At 70.4% G+C, this 17348-nt stretch carries 13 protein-coding genes; 8 read left to right on the top strand and 5 right to left on the bottom strand.

The genetic code is table 11. The features are described from left to right. Nucleotides 1-6: 6 nt before the first annotated feature. Together DS079_RS15835 and DS079_RS15830 are read right to left on the bottom strand one after the other, a co-directional pair. The gene (locus tag DS079_RS15835; protein WP_126988760.1) at nucleotides 7-816 is read right to left on the bottom strand and encodes a hypothetical protein; all 810 of its coding nucleotides are present in this window, start codon (nucleotides 814-816) and stop codon (nucleotides 7-9) included. A 2-nt stretch (nucleotides 817-818) separates the two neighbouring features. Further along, on the bottom strand, nucleotides 819-1883 hold the full coding sequence (locus DS079_RS15830) for a hypothetical protein (RefSeq protein ID WP_126988759.1): 1065 nt from the start codon (nucleotides 1881-1883) through the stop codon (nucleotides 819-821). A gap of 143 nt (nucleotides 1884-2026) precedes the next feature. Between DS079_RS15830 and DS079_RS15825 the strand changes: the two genes are divergently transcribed. Next, entirely contained in the window at nucleotides 2027-5449 is a 3423-nt protein-coding gene (locus DS079_RS15825) for a DEAD/DEAH box helicase family protein (protein WP_126988758.1), read from the top strand. Nucleotides 5450-5490: 41 nt separating this feature from the next. Here DS079_RS15825 and xylB read toward each other — a convergent pair whose 3' ends face one another. Both xylB and xylA read right to left on the bottom strand, forming a co-directional pair. Then, nucleotides 5491-6882, bottom strand: a complete 1392-nt coding sequence (xylB, locus tag DS079_RS15820; RefSeq protein ID WP_126988757.1) for a xylulokinase — start codon at nucleotides 6880-6882, stop codon at nucleotides 5491-5493. A gap of 308 nt (nucleotides 6883-7190) precedes the next feature. Continuing rightward, nucleotides 7191-8384 carry a xylose isomerase gene (xylA, locus tag DS079_RS15815; RefSeq protein WP_126988756.1) on the bottom strand — a complete coding sequence of 398 codons (1194 nt, stop codon included), beginning with the start codon at nucleotides 8382-8384 and terminating at the stop codon, nucleotides 7191-7193. A gap of 203 nt (nucleotides 8385-8587) precedes the next feature. Between xylA and DS079_RS15810 the strand changes: the two genes are divergently transcribed. Then, nucleotides 8588-9751 (top strand): ROK family transcriptional regulator, encoded by a 1164-nt coding sequence (locus tag DS079_RS15810; protein WP_126988755.1) that lies wholly within the window; start codon nucleotides 8588-8590, stop codon nucleotides 9749-9751. Between the two features lie 9 nt (nucleotides 9752-9760). Here DS079_RS15810 and DS079_RS15805 read toward each other — a convergent pair whose 3' ends face one another. Beyond that, nucleotides 9761-10807, bottom strand: coding sequence for a LacI family DNA-binding transcriptional regulator (locus DS079_RS15805; RefSeq protein WP_126988754.1), 1047 nt, complete (start codon nucleotides 10805-10807; stop codon nucleotides 9761-9763). 312 nt (nucleotides 10808-11119) lie between these two features. Between DS079_RS15805 and DS079_RS15800 the strand changes: the two genes are divergently transcribed. The 6 genes from DS079_RS15800 (at nucleotide 11120) to DS079_RS15775 (ending at nucleotide 17346) form a co-directional block, all read left to right on the top strand. Next, entirely contained in the window at nucleotides 11120-12448 is a 1329-nt protein-coding gene (locus tag DS079_RS15800; RefSeq protein ID WP_126988753.1) for an extracellular solute-binding protein, read from the top strand. Nucleotides 12449-12450: 2 nt separating this feature from the next. Continuing rightward, complete coding sequence (locus tag DS079_RS15795) at nucleotides 12451-13425, top strand: carbohydrate ABC transporter permease (protein ID WP_010551881.1); 975 nt, start codon at nucleotides 12451-12453, stop codon at nucleotides 13423-13425. Nucleotide 13426: 1 nt separating this feature from the next. Beyond that, a complete protein-coding gene (locus tag DS079_RS15790) occupies nucleotides 13427-14239 on the top strand; it encodes a carbohydrate ABC transporter permease (RefSeq protein WP_126988752.1) in 813 nt (270 codons plus the stop codon). Nucleotides 14240-14339: 100 nt separating this feature from the next. Continuing rightward, nucleotides 14340-15503, top strand: coding sequence for a Gfo/Idh/MocA family protein (locus tag DS079_RS15785; RefSeq protein ID WP_241237697.1), 1164 nt, complete (start codon nucleotides 14340-14342; stop codon nucleotides 15501-15503). Next, nucleotides 15500-16261 (top strand): ThuA domain-containing protein, encoded by a 762-nt coding sequence (locus tag DS079_RS15780; RefSeq protein WP_126988750.1) that lies wholly within the window; start codon nucleotides 15500-15502, stop codon nucleotides 16259-16261. The genes DS079_RS15785 and DS079_RS15780 overlap by 4 nt, the downstream gene beginning before the upstream one ends. After that, the gene (locus DS079_RS15775) at nucleotides 16258-17346 is read left to right on the top strand and encodes a Gfo/Idh/MocA family protein (protein ID WP_126988749.1); all 1089 of its coding nucleotides are present in this window, start codon (nucleotides 16258-16260) and stop codon (nucleotides 17344-17346) included. Before DS079_RS15780 ends, DS079_RS15775 begins: the two co-directional genes overlap by 4 nt. The last annotated feature ends 2 nt before the right edge of the window (nucleotides 17347-17348 follow it).

The raw sequence follows: 17348 nt of genomic DNA, 5'->3' as shown, positions 1-17348 counted from the left end.
GTCTCGTCAGAGCTCGCCGAACAGCTCCGCCACCAGCGCCGCGAACGACGGCGCAATCGTCCTGTCGCCGTGGGCGGCGGCCGCTGCGAGCTGCGCGATACGGCCGCCCGCCGTCGACGCTTCCGCGCGGTAGATCTCTATGGCCTCCGCCGTGACCGCACGCGCGTGCTCGTCGACCGCGTGCGAGGCGAAGCCCTGCACGAGGACCTCCGTCTCGACCACCTGAAAGATGCGGAAGGCATCCAGGGCGTCCTTCTCACGCAGACGGCTCGGCTGAACCGCGGCCTGCTCGAGCCGCTCCCCGAGCTTGATGGCCTTCGCCGTCAGCAGTGCCGCAGGCCCCGCCACCTTCAGCCCCACCTGGCGGTCATCGCCCGGTTCGAGCGCCGCCATGCACACGATCTCGTGATCGACGAGCGCGGGCTCGAGCCCTCGGGCGACGCGCGCAGTCGCCTTGTCATGGGGCGGCAGGCTTGCTGCACGCGCGGAGGGCTTCGTCCTCCCCGACTGGTGCGGCACGACCATCAGATCGACCGCCACCTGCCGGGCATCGACCCAGTGCCCCGGATTCGTCCCGGGCGAGAAGCCCGCCGCTCGCAGGATGTCGCCGATCTCCGGGCTGTCCTCGAGTCCTTGCGTATCGATCGCGAGATCCGCGTCTGTGGTGAACAAGGGGACACGGAGTTCTGTGTCGCCGGTGTGGTGATAGACCGCCTGCGCGCCCACGAGCACCAGATTCGGGACGTGACACTCGAGTGCATCGAGGGCGTCGAGCAGCACCCGTCGGGCGACGACGTACTCCGGGGCGACATCCATGGTCAGTCCTTCCAGGCCGGGTCGGTGAGGGCGAGGGCGTCAGCGAGCTGCTCAGCCTCGGCGTCCGCGCGCCCCGGCAGGGTGAGCAGGTCTGCGATCACGAGCGCCGCAGGGGCGAGTGGCATGTCCAGTACACGCTCATCCTGGGGCGCGGCGATCACGACGTTCGCCTCCGCAGGGTCCGCGGGAACCAGCCGCAGCTCAGCCGCGAGCGCCTCGGGGTCGGAGCTGTAGAGCGCGAGAAGGCGCAGTGGCACGACGGAAGTCGCCCCGTCGGGCAAGTACCGACGGGCTGCCGCCGAGCCTGTGAGCGTTGTGGGCTGTTCGAGTTCAGCCAGCCGGCTCTGCGTGCGGTCGAGACCTCGCGGCGCGATGAAGTGGCGCAGGGACAGGTTGGTCCTGCGGAAGCTGTAGTCCTGCACCCACCGTCTGACCAGCGCACGTCGGCGCACCGCCATCACCGCACCGCGACCACCTCGGTCGAGCACACCCTCCCGAGCGAGTGTCGGAAGCACCTTCGACACGGACCCCGGAGACACACCCGCGCGGTCGGCGAGCGCGCGCACACCAAAGGGAACTTCGACGGCACAGAGCGTCCGGATGATCCGGCCTGCGGCGATACCGTCGAGACGTGCGACAGCCGACGACTCCCTGGCTCGAGGCGACCGATCCGCCCCGCGCCCGGTCAGCAGGATGAGCGGAGCGGTCGTGGACACCCGGACCCATCCCGTCCCGTCGGCATAGCTGAATCCCTCTGCGGCGAGCGCGTCTCGCAGAGCGGGACCCACGTAGTCGGTGACGAAGAGGACCGGCAGTTCGAACTGGACCGCCATCTCGCGCAGGCGGGGAAGCAGCACACCGACCGACGCTCCGGAGGGCTTCGCCTCGACCACGAAGCGCACCGTCGACCCGTCCGAACCCGTCAGCACTGCCAGAGCATCAGCGCGCAGCGGGCCTCCCTGGCCGTCGGCCTCCGTGCGCAGTGACCATGACGCAGGCAGCAGCGCTGAGATGCTCCGCAGAGCGGCGTCCACCAGTGTCGTTTCTCGGTTCGAAGCGTTTCCCATAGCGAGAAACATGCTAGATCGAGAAACACGTGACGGGCAACCACCCCTGTGGACATCGCACCGCGCCTCGTGCGTCATTCTCACGCCACCCGTCCCATCCCGTCGATACACTCTGACCTGGGGAACGACCAAGGAGGGCGGCAGTGAGCAACTTCAGGTTCATCCGGCAGCAGTGGCCGGAGCTCTTCGACACTTGCCAGCGCGCCGAGTCCTATGCCCTCTCAGACCCCGACAGCGCCGCCTTCCACGCGCGTGTCGCCGTGGAAAAGGTCGTCGAGTACCTCTTCGTGGACGTGTTCGGACTGCCCGAGGGGTACCGCTCCGATCTCAGCGCCCGGATGAACGACCCGGCGTTCAAGAACCGCACGAACGCCATCAACAACCAGCTGAACCTCCTGCGCCGGCGCGGCAACGACGCCGCTCACGGCAACCGTCGGCTCTCCCGCCAGGAGGGCGTCGCCACACTGCGGGACCTCTTCGACGTGATCATCTGGACGGTCAAGCACCAGTCCACGTTCCCGGAGGCCGCACCGTTGGGCACCGCCTTCGACGTCAGCATCGCCCAGAAGCGCGCACCGCTCGGTCCCGCCGAGCTCGCCAAACTGGCGAAGCGGTTCACCGAACAGCAGGAGGCTTCCCGGCGCGAGATCGCCGAGCGCGACGAGAAGCTCTCCGCCCTGGAGGAGGAGCTCAAGGAGCTGCGGAAGCAGATCGCCGCGGCGAAGGCGGCCGACGCCGCAGCAGACACCCACGACTACCGCGAGAACGAGACGCGCGCCGCGCTCATCGACGAGCAGTTGCGCGATGCGGGGTGGGCGCTCGACGAACCACAGGACCGCGAGTATCCCGTCGACGGGCTCCCGATCACCCCCGGTACCAACGCCACTGGGACCGGCCGCGTCGACTACGTGCTGTGGGGAGCCGACGGTCTCCCGCTCGGCATCGTCGAGGCCAAGCGCTCCTCCCTCGACCCGTCGGCCGGAGAACGGCAGGCGACCCTCTATGCCAACTCACTCGACGCGAAGTTCGGGCAGCGCCCCGTCATCTTCCTCAGCAACGGCGACCGGCACCTGCTGATCGAGGACCCGGACACGCCTGCTCGAGAGGTCGCAGGTTTCTTCACCCGTGGCGAGCTCGAGACGATGATCCGACGCCGCACCCTCCGCTCACCGCTCTCTGGAGCGCCCGTCGACCCGGCGATCGCGGGTCGCCCCTATCAGCAGCGGGCGATCGCGAAGGTGGGGGCCCACTTCGATCAGAAGCAGCGCCGCGCTCTGCTCGTCATGGCCACCGGCACCGGCAAGACTCGCACCACGATCGCGCTGGTCAAGCAGCTCATGGAGCAGGGATGGGCGAAGCGGGTGCTGTTCCTCGCCGACCGTGCCGCGCTCGTGAAGCAGGCGCACCGCGCCTTCTCCAGCCTCCTCCCGGACGTCGCGTCCGTGAACCTCACCGTCGACAAGGAGACCGAGGCCAGGGTCTACCTCTCGACCTATCCCACGATGCTCAACCTCGTCGATGCCGCACGCAATACGACAGGGCGACGCTTCGGTCCGGGGTTCTTCGACCTGGTCGTCATCGACGAGGCGCATCGTTCCGTCTACCAGAAGTACGGAGCGCTGTTCGACTGGTTCGACGGGCTCCTGCTCGGACTCACGGCGACCCCCGTCGACGACATCGCGCGCAGCACGTTCCGGCTGTTCAACATCGAGGACGGGGTCCCTACGGACCTTTACACGCTGGACGAAGCCATCGCTGAGGGATACCTCGTGGGTCCCGAGAACCACGTCTACGATCTCGGATTCCATCGCAAGGGCATCCGCTACGACGACCTCCCCGAGGACGAGAAGGAGAAGTGGGAGGAGATCGACTGGGAGCGCGTCGACGGCGAGGAGCATCCCGAGACGGAGATGCCCACCGAGGTCGAGGCGCCGCGGGTGTTCCGCTCGCTGTTCAACGCCGACACCGCGGACAAGGTGCTCGCCGAGCTCATGCAGCACGGGTTCACCGTCTCGGGCGGCGACCGCATCGGCAAGACCATCGTGTTCGCAATGAACCAGCGCCACGCGCAGTTCCTCAAGGAACGCTTCGACGCGCAGTATCCCCATCTCGGTGGGGACTTCGCGCAGGTCATCACGAGTCACTCCGCCTACGCGCAGACCCTCATCGACTCCTTCTCCCAGCCGGAGAAGGCCCCGCACATCGCGATCAGCGTGGACATGCTCGACACCGGCATCGATGTGCCCGAGGTGCTGAACCTGGTTCTCTTCAAGCAGGTGTTCTCCAAGACCAAGTTCTGGCAGATGATCGGCCGCGGCACACGGCTCTCGCCCGGGATCTTCAGCGACGGGGACAAGACGGCGTTCCGCGTCTTCGACGTCTGCGGGAACGTCGAATACTTCTCCCAGGATCCAGCTGATCGGACCGTCAGCGTCCAGGTCCCCCTCTCGCAGCGACTGTTCACGGTCCGTGCACGACTCGTCGCAGGCATCGACGCGACCGCCGGGGATGACACGGTCCGTGCCGACGCGGTCGACTGGCTGAGCGGCTTCGTCGCCGGCGTCCCCGCCGACTCCTTCCTCGCCCGTCCCCACCGTCGGCTTCTCGACGCCTACTCGTCACCCGAAGGATGGGACGCCCCGCTGACCGCACTCACGGCCGACGACATCTCGAGCGCCCTCGGGGCTCTGCCGTCGTCGGCCGCTACAGACGATGAGCAGGCCAAGAGGTTCGATCTCGTGGTCCTCCAGCGGGAGCTGGCCCAGCTCGAGAACGACGACGCCCTCGCCGCGCGCACGCGGACGGTCATGCAATCGGTGGCGGCCCAGCTTCTCGAGAAGCAGACGATCCCGCAGGTCGCCGCCGCTGCGGAGCTGCTGCAAGAGGTGGCCGGGGACGACTGGTGGGAGGACATCACCCTCCCGATGCTCGAACGGGCCCGTCGCGGAATGCGCAGCCTGGTGCAGTTCCTCGACCGGAAGAAGCGCTCGATCATCATCACGGACTTCGAGGACGATCTCGGGGAGTCCCGCTCGGTCGATCTGCCGCTCGCCACCGCCGGCGTCGACCAGAAGCGCTTCCGCGAGAAGGTCACCGCCTACATCCGCGAGCACCGTGACCACGTCGCCATCCAGCGACTGCGACGTAACATGCCGCTGACCGAGACCGACCTCGAGGAGCTCGAGCGGATCCTCGTCGAACAGGGAGAGGGCACCCCGGAAGCCCTCGCCGCGGTCAGCGGTGAGCGCGGACTCGGGATCTTCGTGCGCTCTCTCGTCGGCCTCGATCGTGCCGCCGCCGAGGCTGCGTTCGCCGAGAAGATCGCGCCGGGTGGGCTGAACGCCACTCAGCTCGAGTTCCTCACGATGGTGATCGACGAGCTCACGCGACGCGGCGAGATGACACCCGATCGGCTGTTCCAGTCCCCCTACGAGGACAAGTCCACGACTCGCATTGACTACGTCTTCCCCCGTGAACAGGACGCCGACGCCGTGATCACCGTGCTGCACGACATCGAGCGCGCCGCGAACCCGTCCGGCACCGCCGACGAGCGCTCGCTCGCCTGACCACGGCCCGCCGACGTTCCCGCGGGAACGCCTCCGCGCCGTCAGCCCCACCCCTCGGTGCGCTCCTTCAGCTCCCGATACGCCTCGAGCACCTGCGGCGTCGCCTCGGCCGAGACCACGCGGGAGCCGCTGATCTCCCAGCTCGGCGGCTCCTCGGTGCCGGCGAGCGCCCAGGCGGCCTGACGAGCGGCACCGAGCGCGACGAACTCCCCGTCGGGCGCGATCGTGACCTCGCGGCCGAAGATCGCGGGGGCGAGCTGCTGGACAGCGCGGGAGCGGGCTCCGCCGCCGATCAGGGTGATGCGGCGGGCGGCCGTGCCGGTGCGCTCCTCGAGGGAGGTGATGCCGTCGGCGAGGGAGCACAGCAGGGCCTCGACGTAGGCGCGGGCCACGTCCTCGCGGGTGGTGGAGGTGCTCATGCCGGTCAGGGTGGCGCGGGCGTGGGGGCGGTTCGGGGTGCGCTCCCCGTCGAAGTAGGGCAGCAGGGTCACGCCGTTCGCGCCGGGCTCGGAGGCGAGCGCCAGCTCGGCCATCTCGTCGTGGCTGACGCCGAGCAGGGCGCGGCCGGCCTCGAGGATGCGGGAGGCGTTGATGGTGGTGGTCATGGGCAGGAAGCGGCCGGTCGCGTCGGCGAAGCCGGTCACCGTGCCGCTGGCATCGCCGGGACGCGCATCGCTGACCATCGCGCACACCCCGGAGGTGCCGATCGAGACGGAGACGTCGCCGGGGCCCAGCGACAGGCCGAGCGCGGCGCCCATGTTGTCGCCGGTGCCGGCCGCGATCGCGGCCCCGGAGGCGGTCCGGGCCATGACCTCGTTCGGGGCCGAGGGCAGGCGCGGCAGCTCGAGGTTCTTCCCGAGCGCGGCCTCGACGAGCTCGGGCTTCCATGCCTCCTCGCGGGTGGAGTAGTAGCCGGTGCCGGAGGCGTCGCCGCGGTCGGTGAACGGGGCGGTGCCGGACTCGGCGAGGTGGAGGGAGACGAAGTCGTGCGGGAGCAGCACCTGCGCAGCACGTTGCGCGTTCTCGGGCTCCTCGTCGCGCACCCAGCGCAGCTTGGACGCGGTGAAGGAGGCGACCATGAGGCTGCCGATCTCCTCGACGCTCGCCTGCGGCCCGCCCATCTCATCGATCAGCGTGGTCGCGGCGTCGGCGGAGCGGGTGTCGTTCCACAGCAGCGCAGGCCGCACCACCTCGCCGGCCTCGTCGAGCAGCACCATGCCGTGCTGCTGGCCGCCGACGGCGAGCGCGTCGGCCCGCTCGAGCAGGGGGCCCGCCGCCTCGTCGACCGCCCGGAGCCAGGCACGGGGATCGACCTCGGTGCCGTCGGGGTGGGAGGAGCGGCGCTCCTCGAGCACCTGCCCGGTCTCGGCGTCGACGAGCAGTGCCTTCGTGGACTGGGTGGAGGAGTCGATGCCGAGGACGAGCGGGGCCATGAGGGGTCCTTTACGAGCGGGTCGGGACGGAAGGGCAGGTGGGGCGGGGCATGTCAGGCGGCCTGCGGGGCGCGGAAGCGCACCGCGCACGAGGCCAGGGTACGGGCGAGGAGCGACCGGCCGCCCCCGGAAGCCGGCCTCGGGCCGGGGCGGTGCCGGAGGGTGCGCGGGCCCGGCCGCTGCATCCAGTGGCGCTCAGCCCGCAGCCACCCGGCCTATGGCCGATGGCTGCGGGTTGAGCGCCAGTGGAAGACACGGGCCCGATGCAGGGCGCCCGCCGACCAGCCTCGGGCCCCGGTCCGCGATCCTCAGGCGCGGAAGCCGAGGAGGTGCTGCATGGCCAGCTGCTGCAGGCGCACGAAGCCGTAGTTCCGCTCCCCTGCCGCATCGGCGTCGAAGTCCTCGAAGGTCGAGCGGTCCGCGAGGAGGTCCGCGAGGGTCTCGCCCTCGCCGAGGGTGGGCTGCGAGAGCTCCTCGATGCCGGAGTAGGCCATGGCCTCCTGCACCTCGGAGTCCTGGCGGAACGCGATCGCGCGCTCCTTGAGCATCAGGTACATCTCCATGTTCGCCGCGGCAGAGTCGTACTGGCCCTGCTCGTGCTCGGTGCGGGAGGGCTTGAAGTCGAAGTGGCGGGCGCCCTCGTAGGCGCCGGGCTTCGAGGGGAAGCCGTTCTCGAGCAGGTCCACGGTGAAGAACGCGCTGATCAGGTCGCCGTGACCGAACACGAGGTCCTGGTCGTACATCGGGCCGTGCTGGCCGTTGAGGTCGATGTGGAAGAGCTTGTCGCTCCACAGCGCCTGGGCGAGGCCGTGGGTGTAGTTCAGGGTCGCCATCTGCTCGTGCCCGGTCTCGGGGTTGATGCCGACGATGTCGCCGTGCTCGAGCTGCTCGATGAAGGCGAGTGCGTGGCCGACGGTGGGCAGGAAGATGTTGCCGCGGGGCTCGTTGGGCTTGGGCTCGAGGCCGATGCGCAGGTCGTAGCCCTTGTCCTTGATGTAGCCGGCGACGGTGTCGAGGCCCTCGCGGTAGCGCTCGAGCGCGGCGTGGAGGTCCTTGGAGCCGTCGTACTCGGAGCCCTCGCGCCCGCCCCACATCACGAAGGTGCTCGCGCCGAGCTCGGCGGCGAGGTCGACGTTGGCGAGCACCTTGCGCAGGCCGAAGCGGCGCACGGAGCGGTCGTTGGAGGTGAAGGCGCCGTCCTTGAAGACGGGGTGGGCGAAGGTGTCGGTGGTGACCATCTCGATCACCAGTCCGGTCTCCTCGGTGACCTTCTTGAGCTGGTCGATGATCCGCGAGCGCTCTGCGGGGGTGGCGTCGAAGGGGATCACGTCGTTGTCGTGGAAGGTGAAGCCCCAGGCGCCGAGATCGGCGAGGCGGCGCACGTGGGCGGTCAGCTCGAGCGGCGGGCGGGTGGCGGAGCCGAACTGGTCCTGCGCCTGCCAGCCCGTGGTCCACAGGCCGAAGGAGAACTTGTCGTCACGGGTGGGGGTGGGGGCGGTCATGGGGTGCTCCTCGGTGGTGGTCGACGGCGTCGTCGGGGGTGCTGCGCACGGCGGCGGTCCGCCATGGCGGGGGTGCACCCCTTCCCTTAGTAAGTTTCCGTTACTAATCTACGCATGGGAGGCTGTCCCGCACAACCCGGGGAGCCGACGAACCCCGAACGCCGACGACGACGAGCACGGACGAGCACGAGAGGACGGACGCGATGCAGTCCACCCACCTGCGCGAGCACAACCTCTCCGCCGTGCTGCGCGCCCTGCAGACCGCCCCCTCCCCCGCCTCCCGCGCGGGCCTCGCGACGCTCACGCAGCTCACCAAGCCCACCGTCTCCAAGCTCGTCGAGGAGCTGATCGGCGCGGGCCTCGTGACCGAGGGCGAGCCGATCGCGGCGGGCGCCGGGCGGCCGATGGTGCCGCTGCGCCCTGCCGCCGGGACGCTGCTCGCGATCGGGCTCGAGATCGCCGCGGACCACATCTCCTGCCTCGGCATCGACCTCACCGGCGCCGAGCTCGCGCGCCGCACCACCTACCACCGGGTCGCCGAGGGCACGGCCGAGGACGCCCTCGCGCTCGCGGCCCAGCTGGTCCACGAGGTGCGGGAGGAGGCGCCGGAGCTGCCTGTGGTCGGCGTGACCGCCGCGATCCCGGGCCGTCTCTGCCCCGAGGACGGCCGGATCCTCTCCGCCCCGGGGCTGGACTGGGCGGACGTCCCCGTGATCTCCCGCCTGCAGGAGCTGCTGGCGCCCGCGGACTGGCCCGTCGGCGCCCAGAACGACAACCGCCTCTCGGTGCTCACCGAGATCGACCGCCGCCCCGGCGAGTCGTTCCTCTACGTGCGCGGCTCGACGGGCGTCGGCGGCGCGGTGGTGCTGGACGGCGCGGTGCTCGAGGGTGCGCACGGCTGGGCCGGCGAGTTCGGGCACACGGTCGTCGCGCCCGACGGGCGGCAGTGCCGCTGCGGGCGGCGCGGCTGCCTCGAGGCCTACATCTCCTACCTCTCTCTGGTGCGCCAGGCAGGTCTCTCCGACGAGGTGCGGATCGAGGACCTCGTCGAGGAGCTCGCGCGCAGCTCGAGCCGTGCCGAGGTGATCGGGGTGATCGGCCGCTCGCTCGGCCTCGCGATCGCCAACGCCCTGAACGTGCTGGACCTGTCCACCGTGGTGCTCTCCGGCTATCTCGCGCCGATCGCGGAGGAGATCACGCCGGTGGTGCAGGAGACCGTGGACCGCCACGCCCTGGCCGCCGAGGCCGGCCCCGTCGCGATCGAGCGGGCCGACGCACTCGCGGACCCCGCGCTGCACGGCGCGGCGCGCGCGGCGCGGCAGCCGGTGTTCGACGCGCCGGGAAGCTGGATCGAGAAGGAGCGCTGAGCCCGCGCCTCAGCCCTGCTCGGCCCGGCCGGGGTCCGGCGGCCCCGCCGTGGTCCCCCGCACCATCAGGCGGGTGCGCAGCTCGAAGGGGTGGGCGAAGCGGCGCGGGTCGTCGAGCAGGGCGAGCAGCCGCTCGACCGCAACCTGCCCCATCTCGAACAGCGGCTGGCTGACGGCGGTGAGCTGCGGCTGGGTCCAGCGGGTGATCATCGTGTCGTCGAAGCCGACGATGCTGAGCTGCGCGGGGATCTCGAGCCCGTGGGCGCGGGCGGCGCGCATCGCGCCGTGAGCGAGGTTGTCGGAGGTCGCGAAGAGCGCCGTCGGCGGATCGGCCAGGGCGAGCATCCGCGCCGTCCCCTCCTCGCCGAGCTCCGCGCTGAAGTCGCCGCCGTGGATCAGCTGCTCGTCGACCTCGATGCCTGCCGCCGCGAGCGCACTGCGGTAGCCCTCGGTGCGCTGGCGGCCCGGGACGGAGCCGGCGGGGCCGTTGAGCAGCCCGATCCGGCGATGCCCGAGGTCGAGCAGGTGCTGGAGGGCGCTGCGCCCACCCTCCCAGTTGGTCGCGGAGACGGCGAGGAGCCCGTCGACGTCGGCCTCGCGCAGGATCGGGTCGATCACGATCAGCGGCAGGTTCAGGCTCCGGCTCCAGCGCACGTGACGGGAGTCGATCGGGGTGGTGAGGGCGACGACGCCCTCGACCCCGTCACCGGCGGCCTGCGCCATCCAGGCCCGGGAGATCCCCTGCTTCTCGGAGCTGATCACGAGCAGATCCGCGCCGGCGCCTCGCGCCGCGGACTCCGCCCCGGCCAGGACCCCCATCACGTAGGGGCTGTCGGCGACCTCGAGATGGAGGGCGATCCGACGGCGGCTCTGCGCACGGCGCGGGCGCAGCGCGTAGCCGAGGGACTGCGCGACCTCGGCCACCCGTTCGGCGGTGGAGGCGCTGACCGTGCCGCGGCCGTTCATCGCCTTGGACGCCGTCGCGAGGGACACCCCGGCCGCCTCTGCCACCTGCGCGAGCGTGACCTGCCCGCGCGACCTCCGTGTGCTCTCCATGGCGCGCATACTACTCCCGCGATAGAAACTTTCTGCCATCTGTGCCACGCCTGCCCATCGACCCCGGCGGCTGGCGGCCATCACCGCCCCGAGCAGGCAGGGCGACACGCCATGGCACACCCCGTCACCGGCAGATCGCCGCAGACATCCGCATACCCCCAGGTCACAAAGCGACCGCGCTTCCCAAGGTCTCGATCCCGCCACCCTGTTGACCCACACCACCCCGATTGGTAAATTGCGCTTACTTACCGGCGACGCCCCCACGGCCCCCGCCGAGCACGGCCCCGTCAACGTCGACACCAGGAGCAGGTCATGCGAAACATTTCACTCACCCGTCGCGGCATGCTCGGCGCCACCGCCGGGCTCTCCGCCCTCACCCTCGGCGCCTGCGGCACCTCCGGACCCGGCGGTGCCGGCGGCGGCGGAGGCGGCGACAGCGCCTCCTACTGGGCCCTGTCCGGAGAGCCCAACGAGACGATCTACGGCGATGCCGTGAACGCCTTCAACGAGGGTGATTCCGGTCAGGTCGAGGTCACGTTCTTCCAGAACGACGCCTACAAGCAGAAGATCCGCACCGCGATCGGTGCCGGCGAGGCGCCGACGATCATCTACGGATGGGGAGGCGGCGGTCTGCGCACCTACGCCGAGGAATCGCAGGTCCTGGACGTCACCTCGTGGCTCGAGGAGAACGCGGACTACAAGAACCGATTCGTCGAGTCCGTCTGGGACGCCGCGACGGTGGACGACAAGATCTACGCCCTCCCCCAGGGCGCCACTCAGCCCATCATCCTGTTCCACAACAAGAAGGTGCTCGGCGACATCGGCGCCGAGGCGCCGGAGACCTGGGAGGACCTCCTCGGCGTGGTCGAGAAGGCGAAGTCCGCCGGCATCGCGCCGATCTCGCTCGCCGGGCAGTCGAGGTGGACCTCGATGATGTGGCTCGAGTACCTCCTGGACCGCGTCGGCGGCCCCGAGGTCTTCGCGAAGATCGCCGCCGGCGACAAGGAGGCGTGGCTCGACGACGCCGTCCTCGCGATGGGCGAGAAGGTCCACGAGCTGCTCGAGATCAAGGCCTTCGCCGACGGCTTCGAGTCCATGGCTGCCGACTCCAACACGGACCAGGCCCTGCTCTGGACCGACCAGGCCGCCCTCATGCTCCACGGCGGCTGGACCTTCGGCAGCATGAAGGCCAGCGGCGGGGAGTTCGTGCCGAGCGGCAATCTGGGCTTCGGCCCGTTCCCCACGATCGAGGGCGGTGCCGGCGAGCTGAAGAACCTGGTCGGCAACCCCTGCAACTACCTCTCGCTCTCCTCGGCCGCAGCCGACGAGGAGATCGAGGTCGCCAAGGCGTTCCTCCAGGACGGGGCGATGTCCGACCAGGTCGCCTCCGACCTGATCGCCGCCGGCTCGGTCCCCGTGATCGTCGGGCAGGACGAGGCCCTCGCCGCGAGCGAGGACGCCGAGTACCTCCAGTGGGTCTACTCCTCGATCCAGGAGGCCCCCGCCTTCACGCAGTCCTGGGACCAGGCGCTGCAGCCCACTGACGCCGAGACCCTGCTGGTGAACACCGAGCAGCTATTCCTCGGCGCGATCACCGCCGAACAGTTCGCCGAGAACATGAGCACCGGCAAGGGGGCCTGAGCATGACGGCGCTGTCCAGGGAGTCCGCCCTCCCCGCCACCGGGGCGGGGGTCGAGCGCGCGGAGTCGGCGCGCTCGACCCCGTCGGTCCGTCGTCCTCGCGAGGACCGGGTGAAGATCTCCCACCTCCTCTTCGTCCTGCCGGCGCTGCTGTTCTTCGCGGTGTTCGCCCTGCTGCCCCTGGTGGGGGTCGTGGCCCTCTCCTTCACCACCTGGAACGGGATCGGCGCCATCGAGTTCACCGGGCTGACCAGCTGGATCGAGGCGCTCGGGAGGTCCAGCACCTGGAACGGCCTCGGGCTGGTCCTGCTCATGATCGTCGCCACGTGGCTGCTGCAGACCCCGATGAGCATCCTGCTCGGAGCATTCCTGGCGGGCCCGCAGCGGTACCGCAACGTGCTCGCGATCCTGTACTTCCTGCCCCTGCTGCTCTCCTCCGCGGCGATCGCGATCACCTTCAAGTCGCTGCTGGACCCCAACTTCGGCCTGGCGAACGGCCTGGACATGCCGCTGCTCAAGCAGAACTGGCTGGGCGACTCCGTGCTGGTCTGGGTGGTGCTGCTGTTCATCATCTCGTGGCAGTTCATCCCCTTCCACACCCTGATCTACCAGGGCGCGGTGCGGCAGATCCCCCGCTCGATGTACGAGGCGGCGGAGATCGACGGGGCGGGCCGCGTGCGACAGTTCTTCTCGATCACACTGCCCCAGCTGAAGTACACCCTCATCACCTCCTCGACCCTGATGGTGGTGGGTGCCCTGACCTACTTCGACATCATCTTCGTGCTCACCCAGGGCGGCCCGGGCGCCGCCACCCGGATCCTGCCCTTGGACATGTACCTCACCGGCTTCCGCGGCAACGAGATGGGCGTCGCGAGCGCCCTCGCCGTGATGCTCGTGGTGCTCGGGCTGGGTCTCGCCCTCGGCGTGCAGCGTCTCGGCGGCAAGGACTCCGCCGCCAGCCAGATGGAAGGAGCCTGACATGAAGCGCAACTGGATAGGTGGGGCCTTCGGCTGGCTGTGGCTCGCCGTCGTGCTGCTCCCGATCTACTTCGTGCTGATCACCAGCCTCAAGTCGATCTCGACCTACTTCGGCTCCAACCCGGTGCTGCCCTCGCTGCCGCTGGCGTTCGAGAACGTCACCGCGGTCCTCGAGGCGGACTTCACCCAATACCTGCTCAACAGCGTGCTGGTCGCCGTGGGCACCGTGATCCCCCTGGTCCTGATGGCCTTCATGGCCAGCTACTCCCTCGTGCGCGGGACCCGCCGGGTGTTCAGCCCGATGCGGAGCCTGTTCCTGCTGGGACTGGCGATCCCCGTGCAGGCCACCATCGTGCCGATCTACCTGATGATCATCTCGATGCGGATGTACGACTCCCTGGCCGCGCTGATGATCCCCGCGATCGCCTTCGGCCTGCCGCTGAGCATCCTGATCATCTCGAACTCCCTGCGCGATGTGCCGAGGGAGCTGTTCGAGGCGATGGACGTCGACGGCTCCACCGAGTGGCAGAAGATGTGGCGCCTCGCCTTCCCGATCGTGCGCCCCGCGCTCGTGACGGTCGCGGTGTACCAGGCGCTGATGTCCTGGAACGGGTTCCTGTTCCCGCTGATCCTCACTCAGAGCCCGGACAAGCGCACCCTGCCGCTGGCGCTGTGGAGCTTCCAGGGCGAGTACGCCACCAACGTCCCGGTCGTGATGGCCGCCGTGGTGCTGTCCTCGATCCCGATCGTGATCCTGTACGCCTTCGGCCGCCGCTACCTGGTCAGCGGCATGACCGCCGGCTCCGGCAAGTGACCCCCGACCCCGCCCGCGAACTGCAAGGAGACGTCCCCTCGTGACCTCGACGCCCACCCGCTCGACCCCCCTGAACGTCGGCCTGATCGGCTACGGCTTCATGGGCGCTGCCCACTCCCACGCCTGGCGCACCGCGCACCGCTTCTTCGACCTGCCGGCCTCCCCGGTGCTGCACACCATCGCGGGCCGCACCGCCTCCGCGGTCGCCGATGCCGCCGAGCAGTACGGCTTCGCCCGCCACACCACCCGCTGGCAGGACCTGATCGAGGACCCGGCGATCGACGTCATCGACATCTGCACCCCGGGCGACACCCACCACGAGATCGCGCTCGCCGCGCTCGCGGTGGGCAAGCACGTGCTGTGCGAGAAGCCGCTGGCGAACTCGGTCGCGGAGTCCGAGGAGATGGCCCGCGCGGCAGCCGACGCCGCGACCCGCGGCATCCGCTCGATCTGCGGCTTCTCCTACCGCCGCACCCCGGCGCTCGCCTACGCGCGCCAGCTGGTGGCCGACGGGTTCGTCGGCGAGATCCGGCAGGTGCGCGCCCAGTACCTGCAGGACTGGCTCTCGGACGCCGACGCCCCGATGACCTGGCGACTCGACAAGGACAAGGCCGGCTCCGGGGCGCTCGGGGACATCGGCGCGCACGTCATCGACCTGACCCAGTGGATCACCGGCACCCAGATCGATCAGGTCTCCGGCACCCTCGCCACCGTCGTCCCCACCCGTCCCGCGGCCGGGACCGCTCAGGGCCTCGGCGGGAAGGGCGATGCCTCCGGCGAGCGCGGCCAGGTCACGGTCGATGACGTCGCCCTGTTCTCCGCCCGCTTCGCCGGCGGCGTGCTCGGCGCCTTCGAGGCGACCCGCATGGCGCAGGGCCGCAAGAACGCGATGCGCGTGGAGATCAACGGTGCGAAGGGCTCGGTCGCCTTCGACTTCGAGCGGATGAACGAGCTGGAGGTCTACGACGCCACCGCCCCGGCGGGCCGCCAGGGCTTCACCCGCGTGCTCACCACCGAGCCGGAGCACCCCTACGCCGCGGCATGGTGGCCCACCGGCCACGGCCTCGGCTACGAGCACACCTTCACCCACGAGATCGCCGACCTGATCCGCGCGATCGGCGAGGGCACCGATCCCTCGCCGTCCTTCGCCGAGGCGCTGCACGTCCAGCGTGTCCTCGCCGCCGTCGAGGCGAGCGACGCCGACGGCTCGCGCTGGACCGCCGTCGGCCCCCAGCACCCCACCACCGAGGAGACCACCGCATGAGCACCGCCCCCACCCGAGTCGCCCTCGTCGTCCGCGGCGGCTGGGACGGCCACCAGCCCGTCGAGGCCACCGACATGTTCCTCCCCTTCCTCGAGGAGAACGGGTTCAGCGTCCGGATCGAGGAGTCCCCCGCGGTCTACGCCGACGCCGAGTACATGGCCACGGTCGACCTGATCGTCCAGTGCAACACCATGAGCACCATCGAGCGGCCCCAGTTCGAGGGGCTGCGCGCCGCGATCGAGGCCGGCACCGGCATGGCCGGCTGGCACGGCGGGATCGCCGACAGCTACCGCAGCGAGTCCGACTACCTCACCCTCATCGGCGGCCAGTTCGGCTGCCACCCCGGCAAGCACCCCGACGAGCGCAAGGGCGAGCAGGCCGACAACTACGTCCCCTACACCGTGAACCTGCTCCCGGAGGCGGCAGACCACCCGATCACCGCCGGGATCAGCGACTTCGACCTGGTCACCGAGCAGTACTGGGTGCTGGCCGACGACTACTGCGACGTCCTCGCCACCACCACCCAGAAGGTCCGCGACTGGGACCCGTGGCACCGCGAGATCACCTCCCCGGCGCTGTGGACGCGACTGTGGGGCAAGGGCCGCATCTTCGTGACCACCCCCGGGCACCGCGTCGAGGTGCTCGAGGACCCGAACGTCCGCACCATCGTCGAGCGGGGCCTGCTCTGGGCCGCGCGCGGCAGCGACATGCCCTACGGCGACCACGGCAGGACCCGAGCGAAGGAGGCGACCCGATGAAGGTCGGCATGATCGGCTGCGGGGTCATCTCGCGCCAGTACCTGGAGAGCTTCGACCGTCTGCCCGACGTGCAGCTGGTCGCCGTCGCGGACCTCGACCGCGCCCGCGCGGAGGCCGCGGCCGAGGGACGCGAGGGGGTGCGGGTGCTGAGCGTGGACGAGCTGATCGCCGACGCCGAGGTGGACACCGTCCTGAACCTCACCATCCCCGCCGCGCACGCCGAGGTGGACCTGCGCGCGATCGCCGCGGGCAAGAACGTCTACTCGGAGAAGCCCTTCGCGGTCACCACCGAGGAGGGCGCCCGCGTGCTGGAGGCCGCCGCGGCGGCGGGGGTCCTCACCGGCTCCGCCCCCGACACCGTGCTCGGCACCGGCACGCAGACCGCGCGCGCCGTGATCGACGACGGCGTGATCGGCACCCCGATCGCGGCGACCGCCACGATGGTCACCCCGGGCCACGAGCGCTGGCATCCGCAGCCGGACTTCTACTACGTCCCCGGCGGCGGCCCGCTGCTGGACATGGGCCCGTACTACATCCACGCCCTGGTCACGCTGCTCGGCCCGGTCGAGGCGGTGATCGGTGCGGCGAGCCGGCTGCGCACCGAGCGCACGATCGGCTCCGGGCCCCGCGAGGGCGAGACCATCCCCGTCACCACGGACACGCACGTCACCGGCGTGCTGGTGCACGAGTCCGGGGTGCTGTCCACGCTGGTGATGAGCTTCGACGCGGTCGCGACCACTGCGCACCCGATCGAGATCCACGGCACCGCCGGCACCCTCGCCGTCCCGGATCCGAACCGCTTCGACGGGGACGTGCGCCTGCACCCGCTCGGCGGCGAGAGCTGGGAGACCCTTCCCGTGACCGGCGGCTACGAGCAGGCCGGGCGCGGGATCGGGCTGCAGGACATGGCCGTGCGGGGCGCGGACCTGCGGGCCTCCGGCGAGCTCGGCCAGCACGTGCTCGAGGTGATGAACGGGGTGCTCGAGGCCGCCGCGTCGGGCACGCTCATCGAGATCACCAGCACCGTGGAGCGCCCGGCGGCGGTGCCGCTGACCGCGGCCGACGGCGCTGTGGTCGCCGGCTGACG

The sequence above is a fragment of the Brachybacterium paraconglomeratum genome (genome assembly GCF_003994255.1).
Classification (GTDB): Bacteria; Actinomycetota; Actinomycetes; order Actinomycetales; family Dermabacteraceae; genus Brachybacterium; species Brachybacterium conglomeratum.
This window is presented reverse-complemented; position numbering and strand designations above follow the sequence as displayed.